The 16,493-nt window shown below is 57.6% G+C and carries 12 protein-coding genes; 9 read left to right on the top strand and 3 right to left on the bottom strand.

Translation table 11 applies throughout. The annotated features are described in order from the left end of the window. Positions 1 to 124: 124 nt before the first annotated feature. Genes GSQ91_RS01140 through GSQ91_RS01130 form a run of 3 tightly spaced genes read right to left on the bottom strand, consistent with a single transcriptional unit; the run spans position 125 to position 6,060 of the window. Entirely contained in the window at positions 125 to 1,582 is a 1,458-nt protein-coding gene (locus tag GSQ91_RS01140) for an efflux transporter outer membrane subunit (RefSeq protein WP_158819412.1), read from the bottom strand. After that, a complete protein-coding gene (locus GSQ91_RS01135; RefSeq protein WP_158819411.1) occupies positions 1,579 to 4,803 on the bottom strand; it encodes an efflux RND transporter permease subunit in 3,225 nt (1,074 codons plus the stop codon). Before GSQ91_RS01135 ends, GSQ91_RS01140 begins: the two co-directional genes overlap by 4 nt. Before the next feature lie 3 nt (positions 4,804 to 4,806). After that, the gene (locus tag GSQ91_RS01130) at positions 4,807 to 6,060 is read right to left on the bottom strand and encodes an efflux RND transporter periplasmic adaptor subunit (RefSeq protein ID WP_158819410.1); all 1,254 of its coding nucleotides are present in this window, start codon (positions 6,058 to 6,060) and stop codon (positions 4,807 to 4,809) included. 390 nt (positions 6,061 to 6,450) lie between these two features. On the opposite strand from GSQ91_RS01130, the gene hutI reads away from it, so the two are divergent. The 9 genes from hutI to GSQ91_RS01085 all read left to right on the top strand — a co-directional run bounded on the left by hutI (position 6,451) and on the right by GSQ91_RS01085 (position 16,309). Next, positions 6,451 to 7,707 carry an imidazolonepropionase gene (gene hutI / locus GSQ91_RS01125; protein WP_158819409.1) on the top strand — a complete coding sequence of 419 codons (1,257 nt, stop codon included), beginning with the start codon at positions 6,451 to 6,453 and terminating at the stop codon, positions 7,705 to 7,707. Positions 7,708 to 7,710: 3 nt separating this feature from the next. After that, positions 7,711 to 8,847, top strand: a complete 1,137-nt coding sequence (argE, locus tag GSQ91_RS01120; RefSeq protein WP_158819408.1) for an acetylornithine deacetylase — start codon at positions 7,711 to 7,713, stop codon at positions 8,845 to 8,847. Between the two features lie 449 nt (positions 8,848 to 9,296). After that, positions 9,297 to 10,685 (top strand): formimidoylglutamate deiminase, encoded by a 1,389-nt coding sequence (locus GSQ91_RS01115; RefSeq protein WP_158819407.1) that lies wholly within the window; start codon positions 9,297 to 9,299, stop codon positions 10,683 to 10,685. A 134-nt stretch (positions 10,686 to 10,819) separates the two neighbouring features. Continuing rightward, positions 10,820 to 12,337 carry a histidine ammonia-lyase gene (gene hutH, locus GSQ91_RS01110; RefSeq protein WP_158819406.1) on the top strand — a complete coding sequence of 506 codons (1,518 nt, stop codon included), beginning with the start codon at positions 10,820 to 10,822 and terminating at the stop codon, positions 12,335 to 12,337. Positions 12,338 to 12,610: 273 nt separating this feature from the next. Beyond that, entirely contained in the window at positions 12,611 to 14,344 is a 1,734-nt protein-coding gene (hutU, locus tag GSQ91_RS01105; protein WP_158819405.1) for a urocanate hydratase, read from the top strand. Between the two features lie 14 nt (positions 14,345 to 14,358). Then, positions 14,359 to 14,949: a HutD family protein gene (locus GSQ91_RS01100; RefSeq protein WP_158819404.1), complete on the top strand. Its 591-nt coding sequence runs from the start codon at positions 14,359 to 14,361 to the stop codon at positions 14,947 to 14,949. Between the two features lie 217 nt (positions 14,950 to 15,166). Further along, positions 15,167 to 15,643 carry an Lrp/AsnC family transcriptional regulator gene (locus GSQ91_RS01095; RefSeq protein WP_254064303.1) on the top strand — a complete coding sequence of 159 codons (477 nt, stop codon included), beginning with the start codon at positions 15,167 to 15,169 and terminating at the stop codon, positions 15,641 to 15,643. Positions 15,644 to 15,719: 76 nt separating this feature from the next. Then, positions 15,720 to 15,944, top strand: a complete 225-nt coding sequence (locus tag GSQ91_RS01090; RefSeq protein ID WP_158819402.1) for a DUF433 domain-containing protein — start codon at positions 15,720 to 15,722, stop codon at positions 15,942 to 15,944. Next, positions 15,941 to 16,309: a DUF5615 family PIN-like protein gene (locus tag GSQ91_RS01085; protein WP_158819401.1), complete on the top strand. Its 369-nt coding sequence runs from the start codon at positions 15,941 to 15,943 to the stop codon at positions 16,307 to 16,309. Before GSQ91_RS01090 ends, GSQ91_RS01085 begins: the two co-directional genes overlap by 4 nt. Positions 16,310 to 16,493: the final 184 nt, after the last annotated feature.

Genomic DNA, 16,493 nt, shown 5'->3' with positions numbered 1-16,493 from the left:
CAGGCGATCTGAGCTGCTAAATAGGAACTTGCAACAAGTCGTTACCCACCCATGCCAAAACGGCTTATGGGGTATGACTTGTTGCAAGTTCAAGTACCTCAGATTGATCGCTGAACAACGATGACTACTGCCAGCCACCGCCGAGGGCACTGTAGAGCTGAACGAGCGCCAGGGCTTCTCCCTGCTGTGCTGTAACGAGATTCAGTTGCGCTGAGAAGAGGGTGGAGTCATTTGTCAGGACCTCAAGATAAGAGGTTGCGCCGCCCTGATAGCGCATCCTGGCGAGGCGAGTTGCATCCTGTGCGGCGGCGACGAGTTTCTCCTGCTGCTCGCGGTAGGCGCGCTGTTTCTTGAGAGCGATGAGGGCGTTCGAGACGTCGTGAAGAGCTCCTGTAATGGTCTTCTCATAGCTCAGGAGCATCTCCTCTTCGGTCGCCTTGGAGAGATTCAATTGACCGCGGAGCTTGCCGCCTTCGAAGATGGGTTGGGTCAGGGAGCCGATCGCATAGATCGTTCGAGAACTGCTGTTGAAGAGGGTAGAGAATGAGTCGCTACCGAATCCAGCGGAGGCGCTTAGAGCAAGCTGTGGGAAGAATTGCGCGCGCGCGATGCCTACGTTGGCATTTGCCTCTTTGAGCTGTGCTTCGGCCTCCTGAATGTCAGGCCGGCGCGCCAGAAGCTGCGAGGGAAGGCCGGTGGGAAGATCCTGAGGCGGAGGAGTGAGGGCGTTGGGATCAGTATGACCTATGGGGCCAGGGTTCGCGCCCAGCAAGAGTGTGAGAGCGTTCTCCTGCTGCTGGATCTGTTGTTCGAGTTGAGGAATCTGAGACGTCGCGGTGTAAAGGAGTTGTTCGGCCTGACGCACGTCTGAGAGTGGTGAGGAGCCACCTTGCTCCAGTGTCTCTGTGAGTTTCAGAGAATCTTGACGGGCGGCCAGGGTCTGTTTGGTGATCTCGAGCTGGCGATCAAGCGCGCGGAGCTCGATGTAGGTAGTCGCAACATTCTGGACGAGGGTCATACGAACGGCGCGCTGCGCCCACGTTTGGGACAGGAGCTGATCTCGGGCGGCTTCGGTCTGCTTGCGATAGAGGCCCCAGAAGTCCGGGGTCCACGCAGCGTTGAGGCTAAAATCGCCTTCGGCAAGAGGGCTGCTGAGAGAAAGTGAGCTATTAGAATTGTTGCTGTTGTTGCCTATGCTGTTCAACGCCGGGATGCCTGCGCCAATGCCTGTGCCACCGAAGCTGAGAGTTGGGAACTGCTGTGAGCGTGTGACCTGTACCTGCGCTTGCTGCTCAAGGATGTGCTGAATCGCGATGCGGACGTCGTAGTTATTCGCGAGCGCGGTTTTGATCAGGGCTTGAAGCTCGGGCTCCTGGAAGACCTGAGACCACTGTTGATCGCCAAGGGAGTTCTGTTCCGCGCTGCTCACAGCTGCTTCGTCTGCTCCGCGAAATGCGGGCGGTGAAGGAAAATTAGGCTGTTTGTACTTCGGTCCAACGTTGCAGCCGGCAAGAGCGCTTACAAGCACTCCTCCGACTGCAATTCCGTAGGTGCGTTTGAGCCACATCGAAGAGTTCCTCATGCGTGACCTCCCTGGGTCGGGGTCTGCGGTCCGCCACCAGCAGCTTTGCCGGCGGCGACCGGGTCGAAGTCAGCTTTCGAGTCCATCGTCGTACCTTTGCCACCTCTAGCGAAGCGGTGTGAGAGGTATTCGACTACGGAAAACGTGACCGGGATGAAGATGAGACCAATGGCGGTGGAGAGGAACATCCCTCCAACAACAACGGTGCCGAGGATGCGGCGAGAGGCGCCGCCTGCTCCGCTCGCAGTCCAGAGTGGGAGGCATCCGACGATGAAGGCTAATGCCGTCATGACGATGGGTCGGAAGCGAAGGCGAGCTGCTGCAAGGGCGGCTTCCGAGATGCTCTGACCGCTTTCGTAGTTCGTCTTTGCGAACTCAACGATGAGGATGGCGTTCTTGGCCGAAAGGCCAATCAGCATGACCAGACCGATGGTTGCGAAGATATCGTTTTCAAGCGACCGGACGTGGAGTGCAACGTACGCACCGAGAATTGCTACGGGAGTACTGAGGAGGACACTGAAGGGCAGGGTCCAGCTTGAATAGAGCGCCGCAAGGATGAGGAAGACGAAGAGCAGGGAGAGTGCGAACACTGCCCAGGAGGGCACGCCCTTTGCAGCCTGCTGCTCCTGATAGGACATGCCGGAATAGTCGTAGCCGCTGCCCGCAGGCATCGTCTTCGCAAAGGTATCTTCAAGCGCAGCTCGGATCTGGCCCGAACTGTAGCCGGGAGCACCAGTGATGTTGATCTGCGCCGCATTGAACTCATTGAAGCGGTAGATGAACTCAGGGCCGGTCGTCTGCTTCACGGTAACGAGGGAAGAGAGTGGGACCTGGCCGCCATTGGCACTGCGGACATAGAACTGGTTGATGTTTTTAATGTCTGTGCGGGAGGTCCCCTCAGCTTCGACATAGGTCTGCCATTGGCGGCCAAACCTATTGAAGTAGTTGACGAGATATCCACCCATGAAGGTGGACATGGTGTTGTAGACATCCGAAAGCTGGACCTGCTGCTGCAGCGCTTTTTCCTGGTCTACGTTGGCATAGAGCTGGGGTACGGCAGGTTCGTAGGACGGGACCGCAGCACCGATCTCCGGACGTTGTTTCAACGCTCCGAGGAAGGCAAATACATTCTTGGTTAGAGTGGTGGGATCATCCGAGCCAGAGCGGTCTTCGAGAACCATGGTGACACCACCCGAGGTTCCGATACCGGGGATGGAGGGTGGTGGGAATGCGAAGGCGATACCATCGGGGTCCTGCGAGAGTTGTTGCTGCAAATGGCCCTGGATGTACTCGAGCTGTTCTTCTTTGCTCTTGCGTTCCTCCCACGGGTTGAGGGAGACGAAGAAGAACCCGGCGTTGGTGCTTTGAACCTGGGTGAGAAGCGAGAAGTCGTTGACGGCGATAACGCCCTTGACGCCAGGAGTCTTAAGTAGGGCAGCGGTGATCTTCTGCTCCGCGGCGTCGGTGCGCTGAGCGGAAGCGCCATCGGGAAGCTGCAAGGCGAGGAACATGTAACCCTGATCCTCGGTTGGGAGGAATCCGCTGGGAAGGCTGGTACCCAGGAAGAAGCCCAGGACGCCGATCAGCGCAATGCCGAGCATCGCAAGCGTGGATTTGTGGATGAGGATGTTGGAGGTGCTGACGAAGCTCTCTGTGGTGCGGCCAAAGTATTTATTGAAGAGACCAAAGCCGCGAGCGAGGAGGCCTTTCTTGGCTTCTTTGCTCTTAGGCTTGAGCAGAAGTGCTGAGAGTGCAGGCGAAAGGGTGAGGGCGTTGAAGGCCGAGATGAGAACGGAGATGGCGATAGTCACAGCGAACTGCTGATACAAGCGGCCGGTAATACCAGGGATAAAAGCAGTCGGGATGAAAACGGCAGCAAGGATGAGTGCAATCGCGACGACCGGTCCGCCGACCTCTTCCATGGCCTTTTCGGTTGCGGCCGTGGGGTCCAGGCCTTCATCGATATGGTGTTCTACGGCTTCAACAACGATGATCGCATCATCAACGACGAGGCCGATGGCGAGTACCAGACCAAACAAGGACAGCGTATTGATCGAGAATCCGAGTGCCGGGAAGATGATGAAGGTTCCGATGAGAGAGACCGGAACCGCGAGCAGCGGAATGAGAGTGGCTCGCCAGCCCTGTAGAAAGATGAAGACGACGATAACGACGAGAGCGAGCGCCTCAAGAAGCGTGATGACGATCTCTCGAATACCAGCGGTCACAGCTTTGGTGGTATCCAGGGGGACGTCGTAGCTGATGCCGGCGGGGAAGGTGGCAGAGAGTTCCTTCATGCGTTCGTTGACGCCAGCAGCAGTTTGTACAGCATTGGACCCGGGGAGCTGGTAGATGGCCATAACGCCCGAGGGAGCCTGATTGTAGCGGGCAGAGATGCCGTAGGCTTGATCTCCAAGTTCAATACGGGCGACGTCTTTGAGGTGCAGGATAGAGCCGTCGGCGTTTGCACGAAGAATGATGTTGCCGAAATCCTCAGGCGTAATCAGGCGGCCTTGCGTGCGGACGGTATAGGTGAACTGCTGGCCCTTTGGAATGGGCTCGGCGCCAATCTGACCGGCGGGATTGACGTTGTTCTGGACCTGGATGGCGTTAATGACGTCGGTGGCAGTTACGCCGAGTTGCGCGAGCTTGTCAGGTTGAACCCAAACGCGGAGGGCATACTGGCCGCCGAAGACCTGCACGCGTGAGACACCCTTGACACGTGCGATCTGGTCCTGAATGTTGATGATCGCGTAGTTGGTTAGGAAGTCCTGACTTAGCTTGCCGCCGGGCGAATTGACCGCGACGAGCATGAGAGGAGAAGTCAGGGCCTTTTGAACCGTGAGTCCGGCCGTAGTGACCTGGGACGGCAGCTGAGACTGGGCTTGATCGACACGAAGCTGGGCGAGGACCTGATCGATGTTTGGATCGGTCTTGACGTCAAAGTCGACGAAGAGCTGAACTACGCCATTGTTAGCGCTGACGGAGTCCATGTAGATCATGTTGTCGACGCCGTTCATCTGCTGCTCGATCGGAGTCGCAACGGCCTGGGTGAGCGTCTTGGCGTCGGCGCCGGGATAGGTGGCAGTGACCAGGACCTCGGTCGGAACGATATCGGGAAACTGCGCGGTAGGCAGGGTAAACAGCGTTACTGTGCCTACAATGACCGTCAGAATAGCGATAACGATCGCAACGATGGGATGGCGGATGAAATACTTTGACATGGACTACCTCCCAGCCGAGTTGTTGCCTGCATCGGTTGGGGCGATCGCAGGGCCGCGGTGTGGAGAGACGGGAGCACCTTCGCCGAGTTTCTGTAGGTTGTCTGTAATCACCTGTGCGCCTGGCTCGATGCCACTCTCGACAAGCCAATTGGTACCGATCTGCGAACCTAGCTCGACAGTCGTGAGATGAGCCTTGCCGTTTGTGGCTACATAGACCTGATGGAGTCCCTGTAGATCCTGTATGGCGACCTGAGGAACGAGAAGAGCTCCATGGCGCATTTCGGTGGCAGCCTTGACGCGTCCAAACTGTCCAGGGCGCAAAAGGTTGTTGGGGTTCGGGAAAGCTGCAGCGATACGGATTGCGCCGGTTTGGGCGTTCATCTGGCGATCGACAAAGACGATATGTCCCTTGAGCGGATAATCCTGGCCGTTTGAGAGCGAAAGTGTAAGGGGAACTGCGGCCGCGCTCTGCAGGAAGTCGTCACCCTTGCCTTGATGGGCGCGCTGCGAGAGGCTCAGGTACTCGGCATCGCTGATCGAGAAGTAGACCTTGATCGGGTTGAGTTGCGAGACAGAGGTAAGGGAAGTCTGGGTGTTGACGAGGCTGCCGACCTGCGTTGTCGCAAGTCCTGCAACGCCGGTGATAAGCGAACGCACCTGCGTGAAACCGAGATTCAGTTTTGCAGTGGCAACGGCAGCCTCAGTCGCGGCGACGGATGCCTGCGCCGATTTCACACTGGCGGCATCTTGGGCCAGTGTCTGGGTCTCGGTATCGAGCTGGCTCTGTGCAATCGCATGGGCCTGTGCCAGCGGCGTGTCGCGATTGACATTGATCTGCGCTAACCCGACTTGCGCCTGCGCCTGCAGTACTTGACCCTTGGCCTGGTCCAGCTGACCCTTAGCCTGATCCAGTGAGGCTTGGAACGGACGTGGATCGATCTCGAAGAGAACTTGCCCCTTGGAGACCTGTGCACCTTCTTTATAGTTCTGCTTGATCAGATAGCCGTTAGCCTGGGGCTGGATTTGGGCGTTCACATATCCGTCCAGCGTTCCCACCCATTCGTTCGTGAGCGCTACATCGGTAGGCTGGATTTCGACGACCGTGACTGGCAAAGCTGGCGGAGGTCCGGCAGGTGCGGCCTTCTTCTCGCAGCCTGAGAGCATGCCTGCACTTAGGAGGAGCATGCCGGCTGTGCAAGCGTACTGCACTCGGTTGAGGACACTTGTCTCAGCTACACGTTTATGTTGCTCGTTCATTCACTTATCTCCAGGAAGCTCTCGAAGTTCTTTGCCTCTCGACGCTTGCTTGGGCAAAAAGACACATGCGTGTATGTCTAACATAGAACATAGCGGTCTGGATTCAGACGTGCTGACATGAATAGTCGATTCAAAAAAACACTGTCGATCGCCCAGTTTTTATATCAATCGTTAGAATTTGACGGTTCTTGCCCTGAAATGTGCGATGTTTGCCGATCGCGAACTTCTTCTTCTGGCTACGGCGATTTCCAGCTGTTGGGCTCTGCCGTAAAAAGACACTTTCCTAACGTGCGGAAGTTTTGAGTAGTGCGAATATCGCGCGCAGTGGGTGGCGTTGATGGATGGAAGCAAGTGACTTTGGATGCAGCAGAGGGAGCGGTACACTCAGGCGTGCGAGTTCGGTCCCAGGCTTCTATCGTGGTCAACTGCGGGCAGTTGCTGACGCTTGCCGGGCCGGCCAGGCCGCGAGCCGGCGCTGAGCTGCAGGAGTTGGGCCTGCTTCGCGATGCGGCAATGTTCCTCAAAGAGGGTCGCGTGGCGGCTGTCGGCTTTTATAGAGATCTTCAGTCTCTGCTACCTCGGGATGTCGAAGTGATCGATGCCGGCGGACGGGCAGTTTTGCCGGGGTTCGTCGATGCGCATACGCATCTGGTCTTTGGCGGCAATCGTATCGGCGACTTCGAGCAGCGGATTGCAGGGCGCACGTATCAGGAGATCGCTGCAAGCGGCGGCGGTATCGCCTCAACGCTCGAACACACGCGCAGAGCCAGTGAAGAGGAGTTGTTAGGCGCGGCGCGGCGTCATGCGGAGTGGTTTCTCCGCGGCGGCACAACCACGATCGAGGCGAAGTCCGGATACGGGCTGACGGAGCAATCGGAGTTGAAGATCCTGAACGTCTTGCGCTCCCTGCAGGAGTTGATGCCGCTGCGTATTGTGCCCACGCTGCTGGCGGCTCATATCGTTCCGGCAGAGTTTCGCGAAGATCGCGAAGGCTACATCGCCATGATTACGGAGCAGCTTATTCCGGAGGTATCCAGGAACGGTCTCGCGCGATACTGCGATGTGTTCTGCGACGAGCATGCCTTTACGGTTGATGAGGCGCGGAGGATACTGCAGCAGGCAAAGCAAAGTGGCCTGGGGCTTCGCATGCATGTTGAACAGTTCCGCGTAGATGGTGGCGCAAAGCTGGCAGCGGAGTTAGGAGCGAAGACCGCAGACCATTTGGAATGCACCGACGCGGAGGGAATCGAAGCCCTGCGCGCGGCAGGGGTGCAGCCTGTGCTTCTGCCCGCGTCGGTCTTTGCGCTCAGCCGAACAGAGTATCCCGATGCACGCGCGATGATTGCGGCCGGTCTAGCGCCGGTCATCGCATCGGACTTCAATCCTGGGTCGTCGCCTACAGCCTCGATGCCTTTTATCATCGCGCTGGCTGCGTTATATCTGCGCATGCTGCCTTCGGAAGCTATCGTTGCTTCGACGATCAACGCCGCCGCTAGTCTGGATATGGCGGATGAGGTGGGCTCTCTTGAACCGGGTAAGCGTGCGGACTTCGTCATCCACGAGTGCGAAGACTACCGGGAGCTTGCGTATTTTCTGGCGACGCCCGCGCGTCCGCGGGTCTTCGTCGATGGCTGTGAGGTGATCTAGAGTATGCAAGCCGCAGCTGAGATCCTGCGCACACTGGTGGCGATTCCGAGTGTCTCGTCCGTCTCTAATGGCCCGTTGCTGGATGCGATTGCGGAGCTTCTGGAGCCACGAGGGTGGTACACGCAGCGTCTGCCCTATATCGCCGCGGATGGTCTTGAGAAGGCCAACATGCTGGCTGTGCCGCATAGGTTTCGCGATCACTTGCCAGAGGTAGAGCTGCTCTTCGTATGCCATACCGACACCGTGCCCTTTCGCAGAGAATGGGCAGCCGCTACCCAGCTCGTTGAGGTAGACGGTCAGTTGCACGGTTGCGGTTCCTGCGATGTGAAGGGTTCGCTTGCAGGTCTGCTTTCTGCGGCGCTGCAGGTAGATGTGGAGACGCTGCATACGCCGGTGGCCTTCGCCTTTACCGCAGAAGAGGAGATTGGATGTATCGGCGCAACGCGGCTGGTAGCGAGCGGCGCTATCCGGCCGCGGCGTGTGATCGTCTGTGAGCCGACTTCGCTGCGGCCTGCTACTGCGGGCAAGGGGTACGGTCTGGCTGAGGTGCGTGTTGTGGGACGAGAGGCACACAGCGCGTTTCCGGATAAGGGAGTCTCTGCCATCAGCACAGCCGCGCAGATTATCGTCAAGCTGGAGCAATGGCAACAGACAGGCGAGAAGGTATGCGATGCGCTTTTCAGCCCGCCGTATACCACCTTCAATGTTGGCGTTGTGGGCGGCGGAACGGCGAAGAATATCGTGGCGGGGGAGTGCAACTTTCTCGTGGAGTGGCGTCCGGTGCCGGGAGAAGATCCGCGGCACGGCGGTCAGGTCGTTCAGCAGTTGGCGGCAGAGGTTGCAAGCCTGCACCCACAGTGCCGGATTGATGTGCGTTTACTACGTGCGGATGCGGGCTTTGCGAATCACTCGGCTTCTCGGCTTGGGGCTGCGCTCAGTCGTATGCTTGGCCGGGCGGAGACAGGGATCTCCTTCGGCTCGGAGGCAACACGCTTTGCGGCGCTCGCTGAGGACGTTGTTGTGATTGGTCCCGGTGATATGGAGACAGCACATAGTGAGCGTGAGTGTGTTCCGCTAAGTGAGTTGGAAGAGTGGACGGAGACGGTGAAGAGTTTGTTGTTGCATAGTTTGCCGGCGTAGTGGTTGTTCACTTGAGAAAATGCTCTGAAACAAGTGATTCCAGGAATTAAGGCTCTCGATGGCCGTTGAATCCACTTTTCGGATAGTGTGATGAGTCGATAGGATCAGAGCAGCTCTTCGTTGCCTTCGAGGTGCATCTGAGTTTTTGCTTTTCTTGCTGTCATTCCGAGCGCAGCGAGCGAACCTGCTTCCTCCCGCTTTTCGCTAGTGTCACCGCTAACCTTATGTGTTAGCTCAAACAACGCACTTGCAGTTCTGCCCTCTATGTTTTCTGGGTGATACGAACAAAGAACGGGAGGAAGCAGGTTCGCTCGCTGCGCTCGGAATGACAACAAGAAAAGCAAAGGCAAGAACAAAACAAAAGCGAGAACAAGAGCGAAAGCACATTTCGTCAGGTCACACTATTTAGCTACACTCTGCGTTAGTTCCAATTGAAAGCGAGCCTCAGGATGCCGACACTTTATCTGCCCGATCTTCTCTATACGGAGGGCACATTCCGCCCCGGACTGGGGCTTCTTGTCGGCGATGATGGCTCGATTCTTCGCATTGGCGCTGACCTGGCAACAGATAATTTGATGGCTGTGAAGATGCCGGGCAAGGCAATCCTCCCGGGGCTCGTCAATGGGCATTCGCATAGCTTTCAGCGGTTGATTCGCGGAGTTGCAGAGCACTGCGGGCCCAATGGAGACGATTTCTGGGCATGGCGCAATACGATGTATCGCGCCGCCTCCCAGCTTGAGCCGGATGACGTGTTCGATGTCGCGCGGATGACCTTTCTGGAGATGGCGCTCTCCGGCATCACCGCGGTCGGAGAGTTCCACTATGTGCATCGCCGCCAGGATGGGACGCCGTATGACGATCCGAATCTGCTGGCAAAGCGCATCATCGATGCTGCCAACTCCGTTGGGCTTCGCGTCTGTCTGTTGCGTGTGGCCTATGCGCGAGCCGGATATGAACTCCCACCCAACCCAGGCCAGCAGCGTTTCTATGAGAGTTGTGAGGAGTATCTGGAGAGTGTGGACCGTCTTGCGGATGATCTGCGGGATGAAAGCTCCACTGTATCGATGGGCGTTGCGCCGCACAGCATACGAGCGGTGACATTGGAGAGTCTCAAGCGCATCTCGGCGTGGGCTGAGGAGCGCAACCTGCCCGTCCATATGCATATCGCGGAGCAGGTTGCGGAGATCGCCGCCTGTGAGCGTGAGTATGGTCTGTCGCCGATTCGCCTGCTGGCGCAGAACGGATTGCTCTCCGACCGGCTGACGCTGGTGCATGCCATCCATACCTCTCCCGATGAGGTGGAAGCGCTCGCCAAGGCGAACGTGACGATCTGTTCCTGTCCGACGACGGAGCGCAATCTTGGCGACGGTATCATCGATGCGGAGAAGGCGATTGAGCAGGGCATTCTGTTTTCCTTTGGCTCCGACAGTCAAGCCACGATCAATCTGCTCGAAGATGCGCGTGAGCTGGATTATCACCTGCGATTGAAGCGGCAGCGGCGCGTTCTGCTCGATGGAATCGATGGGGAAGACATGGCTGCGCGGCTGTTTCGCTATGCAACTGCGGGTGGTGCAGGGAGCCTGAGAATGGAGACTGGCCTGTTGGAGCCGGGACGGCCAGCCGACTTTTTCTCGGTCGATTTGCAGGATGTTTCTATCGCCGGTGTCGCTCCTGAGGAGTTGCTGTCGATGATCGTGTTCTCTCTGGAGCGCACCGCAGTGCGCGATGTTGTGATGAACGGACGCGCGGTAGTGACCGAGGGACGGCATGCTCTGGCGGATGAGATTGTGTCTCGCTATCGCGAGGTTGCAGTCCGCACCATTTCGGCGCGCTCGTAACGCCGGTTGTAGCTTCATAGGACAAGCGATCGAGCGGTGATGAACAAAATAAACCCCGCAATCCTCTCAAAGTGAGGGATATAAGCGTGGATTGCCCATTCACTCTACAGCCGATCGCTACCTAAGATGAGCAGATGATCCATTTAGATGGAATGAGCCTCACCGTCGAAGAAGTTGTAGCCGTTGCCTACGGCAAGACCAAGGTACGTATCTCTGCTTCCAGTATCGAAAGCATGTCTGCCTCCCGCCGCCTGGTCGAGGACGCTATGGTCAGTTCACAGCCGGTATATGCCCTGAACACGGGTGTAGGCCTGCTGGCCAATATCGCGCTGGGCTCCTCGGAGATTGCCGAGATGCAGATCAATCTGGTGCGGTCACACTGCTGCGGTGTGGGGCAGCCGCTGGCGCGCGAGGTGGTGCGTGGCCTGATGGTGATCCGCGCGAATGTGCTGGCCAAGGGTGTTTCAGGAATTCGTCCGGTGATCGCGGAGCGTATCTGCGAGCTTCTCAACCACGGCATCACGCCGGTGATTCCATCGCGCGGAAGCGTGGGGGCGAGTGGTGACCTGGCTCCGCTGGCGCATATGGCGCTGACGCTCATTGGGGAAGGCGATGCCGAGTTCGAGGGAGTAGTGAGGCCGGCGCTCGAATGTTTGCAGGCTGCAGGGCTTAAGCCATTAGTGCTTCAGGCCAAAGAGGGGATCTCACTGCTGAACGGGACGCAGGCGATGCTGTCGATCGGCTGCCTGCAACTGCATGAGCTTGAGACGCTGTTTGTGGCGGCACAGACGACCGCCGCGCTGACGATGGAAGCTCTGCGTGGAACTCCGGTGCCATTCGATGCACGGCTTCACGAGGTGCGGCCGCATCCCGGCCAGGTACACAGCGCGGCGCATATGCGCAGTCTACTGGCGGATAGTCCTATCCCGCGGACGCAGGGGAAGAATCGCCGCATTCAGGATGCCTATTGCCTGCGCTGCATTCCGCAGGTGCATGGCGCTGCATGGGACACACTACGTGAGGCGCGGCGTGTGTTTGAGATCGAGTTGAACAGCGCGACGGATAACCCGCTGGTCTTCGACGAGGACATTCTTTCCGGCGGCAACTTTCATGGGGCTCCGCTGGCGTTGAGTCTGGATTATCTGGCGATCGCGCTCTGCCAGATTGCAGGCATCTCGGAGCGGCGCACGGAGCGCCTGCTGAATCCGACTCTCAATGAAGGGCTTCCGGCGTTTCTTGCTTCTGCACCGGGGCTGGAGTCCGGCTTGATGATGGCGCAGGTGACGGCAGCGGCGCTGTACGCGGAGATGCGCGTGCTGGCTACGCCGGCGTCCACGGGCTCGCTGCCTACGAGCGGCAACCAGGAAGACTTTGTGAGCATGGGTATGACCTCCGCGTTGAAGCTGGAACAGTCGGTTGGGCTGGCGCGTACGATTGTCGCCATTGAATTGCTCGCCGCCGCGCGAGCTCTCGATCTTCGCGGGGAGGGTGAGACGACGCCGATGTTGCAGGAGGCGATTCGGCGCTTGCGAGAGCATGTGCCGGCGTGGACGAAGGATTGCGTCCTCGCTGTTCCGATGCGGAAGGCGGACGCGTTTATTGCGGCGGGGTTGTTGAATGGTATTGAGGCTGCGGTTGCTGTTGCGGCGTAGCCGGTGATGGGATGAATGATGTTTTTTGTTCTTGCCTTTCTTGTTGTCATTCCGAGCGGAGCGAGTGAACCTGTTTTCTCCCGCTTTTCGTTAGTGCCACCACACACGTTATGCGTTAGCTCAAACCATGCATTTGCAGTTCTGTCCTATATGTTTTCTGAGTGATCCGAACAAAGAACGGGAGGAAGAAGGTTCGCTCGCTGCGCTCGGAATGACAACAAGAAAAACAAGTGCAAAAGCAAAAGCAAATCAGAACCCATGAAGGAGCAGCCCATGCCGTCGTCCGTCGAACTCCCCGTTCCTCCCAGCGAGCCGAAGTCGGCCTCACGGCGTTTCGATCCTACGCGCCACATCCGTGCGCCGCGTGGCACGGAGCTTACCTGCAAGAACTGGCTGAGCGAAGCCGCCTACCGCATGCTGCAGAACAATCTGGACAGCGAGGTTGCCGAGGCTCCGGAGAGTCTGGTGGTCTACGGAGGCATCGGCCGTGCTGCACGCAACTGGGAGTGCTTCGACGAGATACTGCGCTGCCTCAAGGAACTTGAACCCAACGAGACGCTGCTGGTGCAGTCGGGCAAGCCGGTTGGCGTCTTTCAGACTCATCCTGACGCGCCGCGCGTTCTGATCGCGAACTCCAACTTGGTGCCTGCGTGGGCCACCTGGGAGCACTTTCACGAACTCGATCGCAAAGGGCTGATGATGTACGGGCAGATGACGGCGGGCAGCTGGATCTATATCGGCTCGCAGGGGATTGTGCAAGGAACGTATGAGACGTTTGCGGAGGCCGGCCGGCAGCACTATGGAGATCTTCGCGGCCGCTGGATACTCTCGGCAGGGCTCGGAGGCATGGGTGGAGCGCAGCCGCTGGCGGCGACCTTCGCGCATGCGGTCTCTCTTACCATCGAGTGCCAGCAATCGCGTATCGACTTTCGTTTGCGTTCGCGCTATCTCGATAAGCAGGCGAAGGACCTCGACCACGCTCTGGAACTGGTGAAGCACCACTGTGAGCGCAAAGAGGCTGTGTCTATAGGGCTGCTGGGCAATGCTGCGGAGGTCCTGCCGGAGTTGGTGCGACGCGCACAGGCCGGCGGATTGCGTCCGGACCTGGTTACGGACCAGACCTCCGCGCACGATCTGATCAATGGCTACCTGCCTGCAGGCTGGAGTGTGGATCGCTGGAAAGAAGCATCGCAGGATCCCGCACAGCATGCGGAGTTGCGCCAGGCTGCGGCGGAAGGCTGCGCTGCGCATGTGCGTGCGATGCTCGACTTCCATCAGATGGGTATTCCTACGGTGGACTACGGCAACAACATTCGCCAGGTGGCGCTGGAGGCCGGTGTGAAGAATGCCTTCGACTTTCCGGGCTTTGTTCCGGCCTACATCCGGCCACTGTTCTGCGAGGGCAAAGGACCCTTCCGTTGGGTGGCGCTCTCGGGTGATCCGGAGGACATCTATAAGACCGATGCGAAGATCAAGGAGATCTTCCCGGAGGCGGAGCATGTTCATCGCTGGCTGGACATGGCACGCGAGCGCATCTCGTTCCAGGGGCTTCCGGCTCGTATCTGCTGGCTTGGTCTGGGGCAGAGGCATCTTGCGGGACTGGCCTTCAACGAAATGGTGCGGAATGGCGAGCTCAAGGCCCCGATCGTGATTGGCCGCGACCATCTGGATACCGGCTCGGTCGCAAGCCCGAATCGAGAGACGGAATCCATGAAGGACGGCTCGGATGCGGTCTCCGACTGGCCGCTGCTCAACGCCCTGCTGAATACTGCGGGAGGCGCTACGTGGGTGAGTTTGCACCACGGCGGCGGGGTGGGGATGGGGTATTCGCAACATGCGGGTGTGGTCATCGTGTGCGACGGAACAGTGGAAGCCGATGCGCGTCTGAGGCGTGTGTTGTTCAACGATCCCGCGACCGGTGTGATGCGGCATGCGGATGCGGGTTACGGGCTCGCGGAAGAGACGGCGAGTAAATTTGGTCTTAAGTTGCCGCTGCTGCGGAATTGAGATCGTGCTCTTTTATGGTCATCTCCGGTCCCTTCGCGATTGATAGTTTGCCTCCGGTCTCCTGGAAGAACGGCGGGGGCGTCACGCGCACGCTTGTTGTAGAGCCTGAAGGGGCAGGGCTGGATGATTTTCTCTGGCGCATCAGCGTGGCGGAGATCCATACTTCCGGTAGTTTCTCTGCGTTTCCGGGCGTAGATCGGACCATTCTGCTTTGGCGGGGAGAGGGTGTAGTGCTTCGTTCTCCCGCCTGGCCGGAGCATCCTTTAACAGAGCTTTGGCAGCCCTTCAGCTTTCGTGGGGAAGAAGATGTTTTTTGTGAGCTGCTCGCAGGGCCGACGGAAGATCTGAATCTGATGGTGAGGTGTGGCACGTCCTTGGCTGCGATCCACGCTGAGGAGAGGGAAGTCAGACTGGTTCCTCCGTATGACGATGTTGTCGTGCTTTGCGCCGCCGAGAGGGTTCATGTTCTGTTGGCCGATCGGCCAACATTTGCTTTGGATGCAGGCCAGTTTCTTCGCATCTCACAGTTGGACACCGAGGTGACCCTTCTGCCAGAGGGACCGAGGGCCTCGTTTGTCTATGCGACCGTGAAGTTGTTGCCTTGAGTGTTTGTCTGGAAATAAGCGACAACTTCAGTCACGAGGAAGAGCGATAAGCCGACTTTTTGACGTGTGACCTTTGATTCTGGTGCATAAAGTTAGCTAGAGCACTTGAATCAATGGCTTACTGAGGTCTATACAATAGATCCTTACTTGCGGGGCACTGACAGGCCATCGACGCTATGCCACTGAAACAGTCATGCTGGAGGACTTAGAGATGGAAATGGACTCGAATCTCGATAGTATCGGTCGAAAGTTACTAGCTGAACTGCAGAAAGATCCCAGGGCAAGTTATGCAGAGCTGGGCAGGCGAGTGGGACTCTCCCCTTCGGCTACCGCAGAACGAGTGCGCCGTCTGGAAGATGCTCAGATCATCAGAGGGTATCGGGTCGATATCGACCCGGCCGCGCTCGGTTTTACCGTGAAGGCGCATATACGGATGGTCTGCGATGGGGAGCGGTACCGCCAGTTCATCCAGTTTGTTAAGACGTTGGATGCCGTTCGCGAGTGCGATCACGTGACCGGAGGCGATGCGCTGATGATGAAGGTTCTCGTCAGCTCCATCGAGGAGTTGGAGCACCTGATCATGAAGCTGCTCAACTATGGCGTTCCCACGACCAGCCTCGTGCTCTCCCATACGGTGGTTCGCCATGAGTTCAACCTGGATGTTCCGAAGACAGTGGCGAAGCGGAACCGGTGATTGGGGCTGTTGCCCGAAAAGGATTATTTCTATCTTTCTATTTGCCCGTTAGGTGCTTTTGGCCTAGGCTTAACCCATGGAGTATTCAGGCATCATCACGATGGAGCCCGGCAAGCGCGGTGGGAAGCCCTGCATTCGAGGCTTACGCGTCACCGTTTATGACGTCCTCGAATACTTGGCGTCCGGTATGACGCATGCCCAGATTCTTCAGGATTTTCCTTATCTGACCGAAGAGGATATTCGGGCTTGTTTGGCGTTTGCCGCAGACCGTGAACGAAAGCTGGAAATTCTGGCGGCGTGAAACTTCTCCTGGATGAGAACCTCTCTCCGCAATTGGTGGAGTCCTTAGCAGACCTTTATTCCGATCTAAAGCACGTCCATGGCTGCAATTTAGGTGGTGCGGATGACAACGCTGTATGGGAATATGCTAAGGCGCACGGATTTGCAATTGTCTCCAAAGACTCCGATTTTGCCGAACGAAGCGTCTTGGACCGTAATTCTCCGAAGGTCATTTGGATTCGTATAGGCAACTGTTCGACTGCTGAGATCGAGACGCTACTTCGTTCTATAAACGAGACGATCCGCAGCTTTATCGAAGATGATGAAGAGACTTGTTTACTTCTAGACCACTCCCGTCGCCATAGAAGCAAACCTGACGACAGGTAATTGCGCTAATGGTCGCCCACATCTCCTCTTCCAGGAGGGCAGTCACCTCTTTTGTGTCAGGTGTGCTTATATATCCCAAGGGAATGTCTGTAAGTATCGGGCGGTGTTCGCACGAGCTGTGTCCCGAAATTTAGCAAAACCTGCATCATCTTGTGACTGGCCGACTCTGCGATTGATAGAGATG

Origin of the sequence: Granulicella sp. S156 (genome assembly GCF_009766105.1) — a bacterium.
In the GTDB taxonomy this organism is placed as follows: Bacteria; Acidobacteriota; Terriglobia; order Terriglobales; family Acidobacteriaceae; genus Granulicella.
The sequence above is the reverse complement of the archived record's forward strand: the minus strand, read 5'-3'. Positions and strand labels throughout refer to the sequence as shown.

What these genes read in the sequence shown, in the direction of transcription:
- GSQ91_RS01130 (WP_158819410.1), bottom strand. Translation starts at nt 6,060, where the DNA reads ATGAACGAGCAACATAAACGTGTAGCTGAGACAAGTGTCCTCAACCGA.
- GSQ91_RS01135 (WP_158819411.1), bottom strand. Translation starts at nt 4,803, where the DNA reads ATGTCAAAGTATTTCATCCGCCATCCCATCGTTGCGATCGTTATCGCT.
- GSQ91_RS01140 (WP_158819412.1), bottom strand. Translation starts at nt 1,582, where the DNA reads ATGAGGAACTCTTCGATGTGGCTCAAACGCACCTACGGAATTGCAGTC.
- GSQ91_RS01095 (WP_254064303.1), top strand. Translation starts at nt 15,167, where the DNA reads ATGGACTCGAATCTCGATAGTATCGGTCGAAAGTTACTAGCTGAACTG.
- GSQ91_RS01115 (WP_158819407.1), top strand. Translation starts at nt 9,297, where the DNA reads ATGCCGACACTTTATCTGCCCGATCTTCTCTATACGGAGGGCACATTC.
- hutH (WP_158819406.1), top strand. Translation starts at nt 10,820, where the DNA reads ATGATCCATTTAGATGGAATGAGCCTCACCGTCGAAGAAGTTGTAGCC.
- GSQ91_RS01100 (WP_158819404.1), top strand. Translation starts at nt 14,359, where the DNA reads ATGGTCATCTCCGGTCCCTTCGCGATTGATAGTTTGCCTCCGGTCTCC.
- argE (WP_158819408.1), top strand. Translation starts at nt 7,711, where the DNA reads ATGCAAGCCGCAGCTGAGATCCTGCGCACACTGGTGGCGATTCCGAGT.
- hutU (WP_158819405.1), top strand. Translation starts at nt 12,611, where the DNA reads ATGCCGTCGTCCGTCGAACTCCCCGTTCCTCCCAGCGAGCCGAAGTCG.
- GSQ91_RS01090 (WP_158819402.1), top strand. Translation starts at nt 15,720, where the DNA reads ATGGAGTATTCAGGCATCATCACGATGGAGCCCGGCAAGCGCGGTGGG.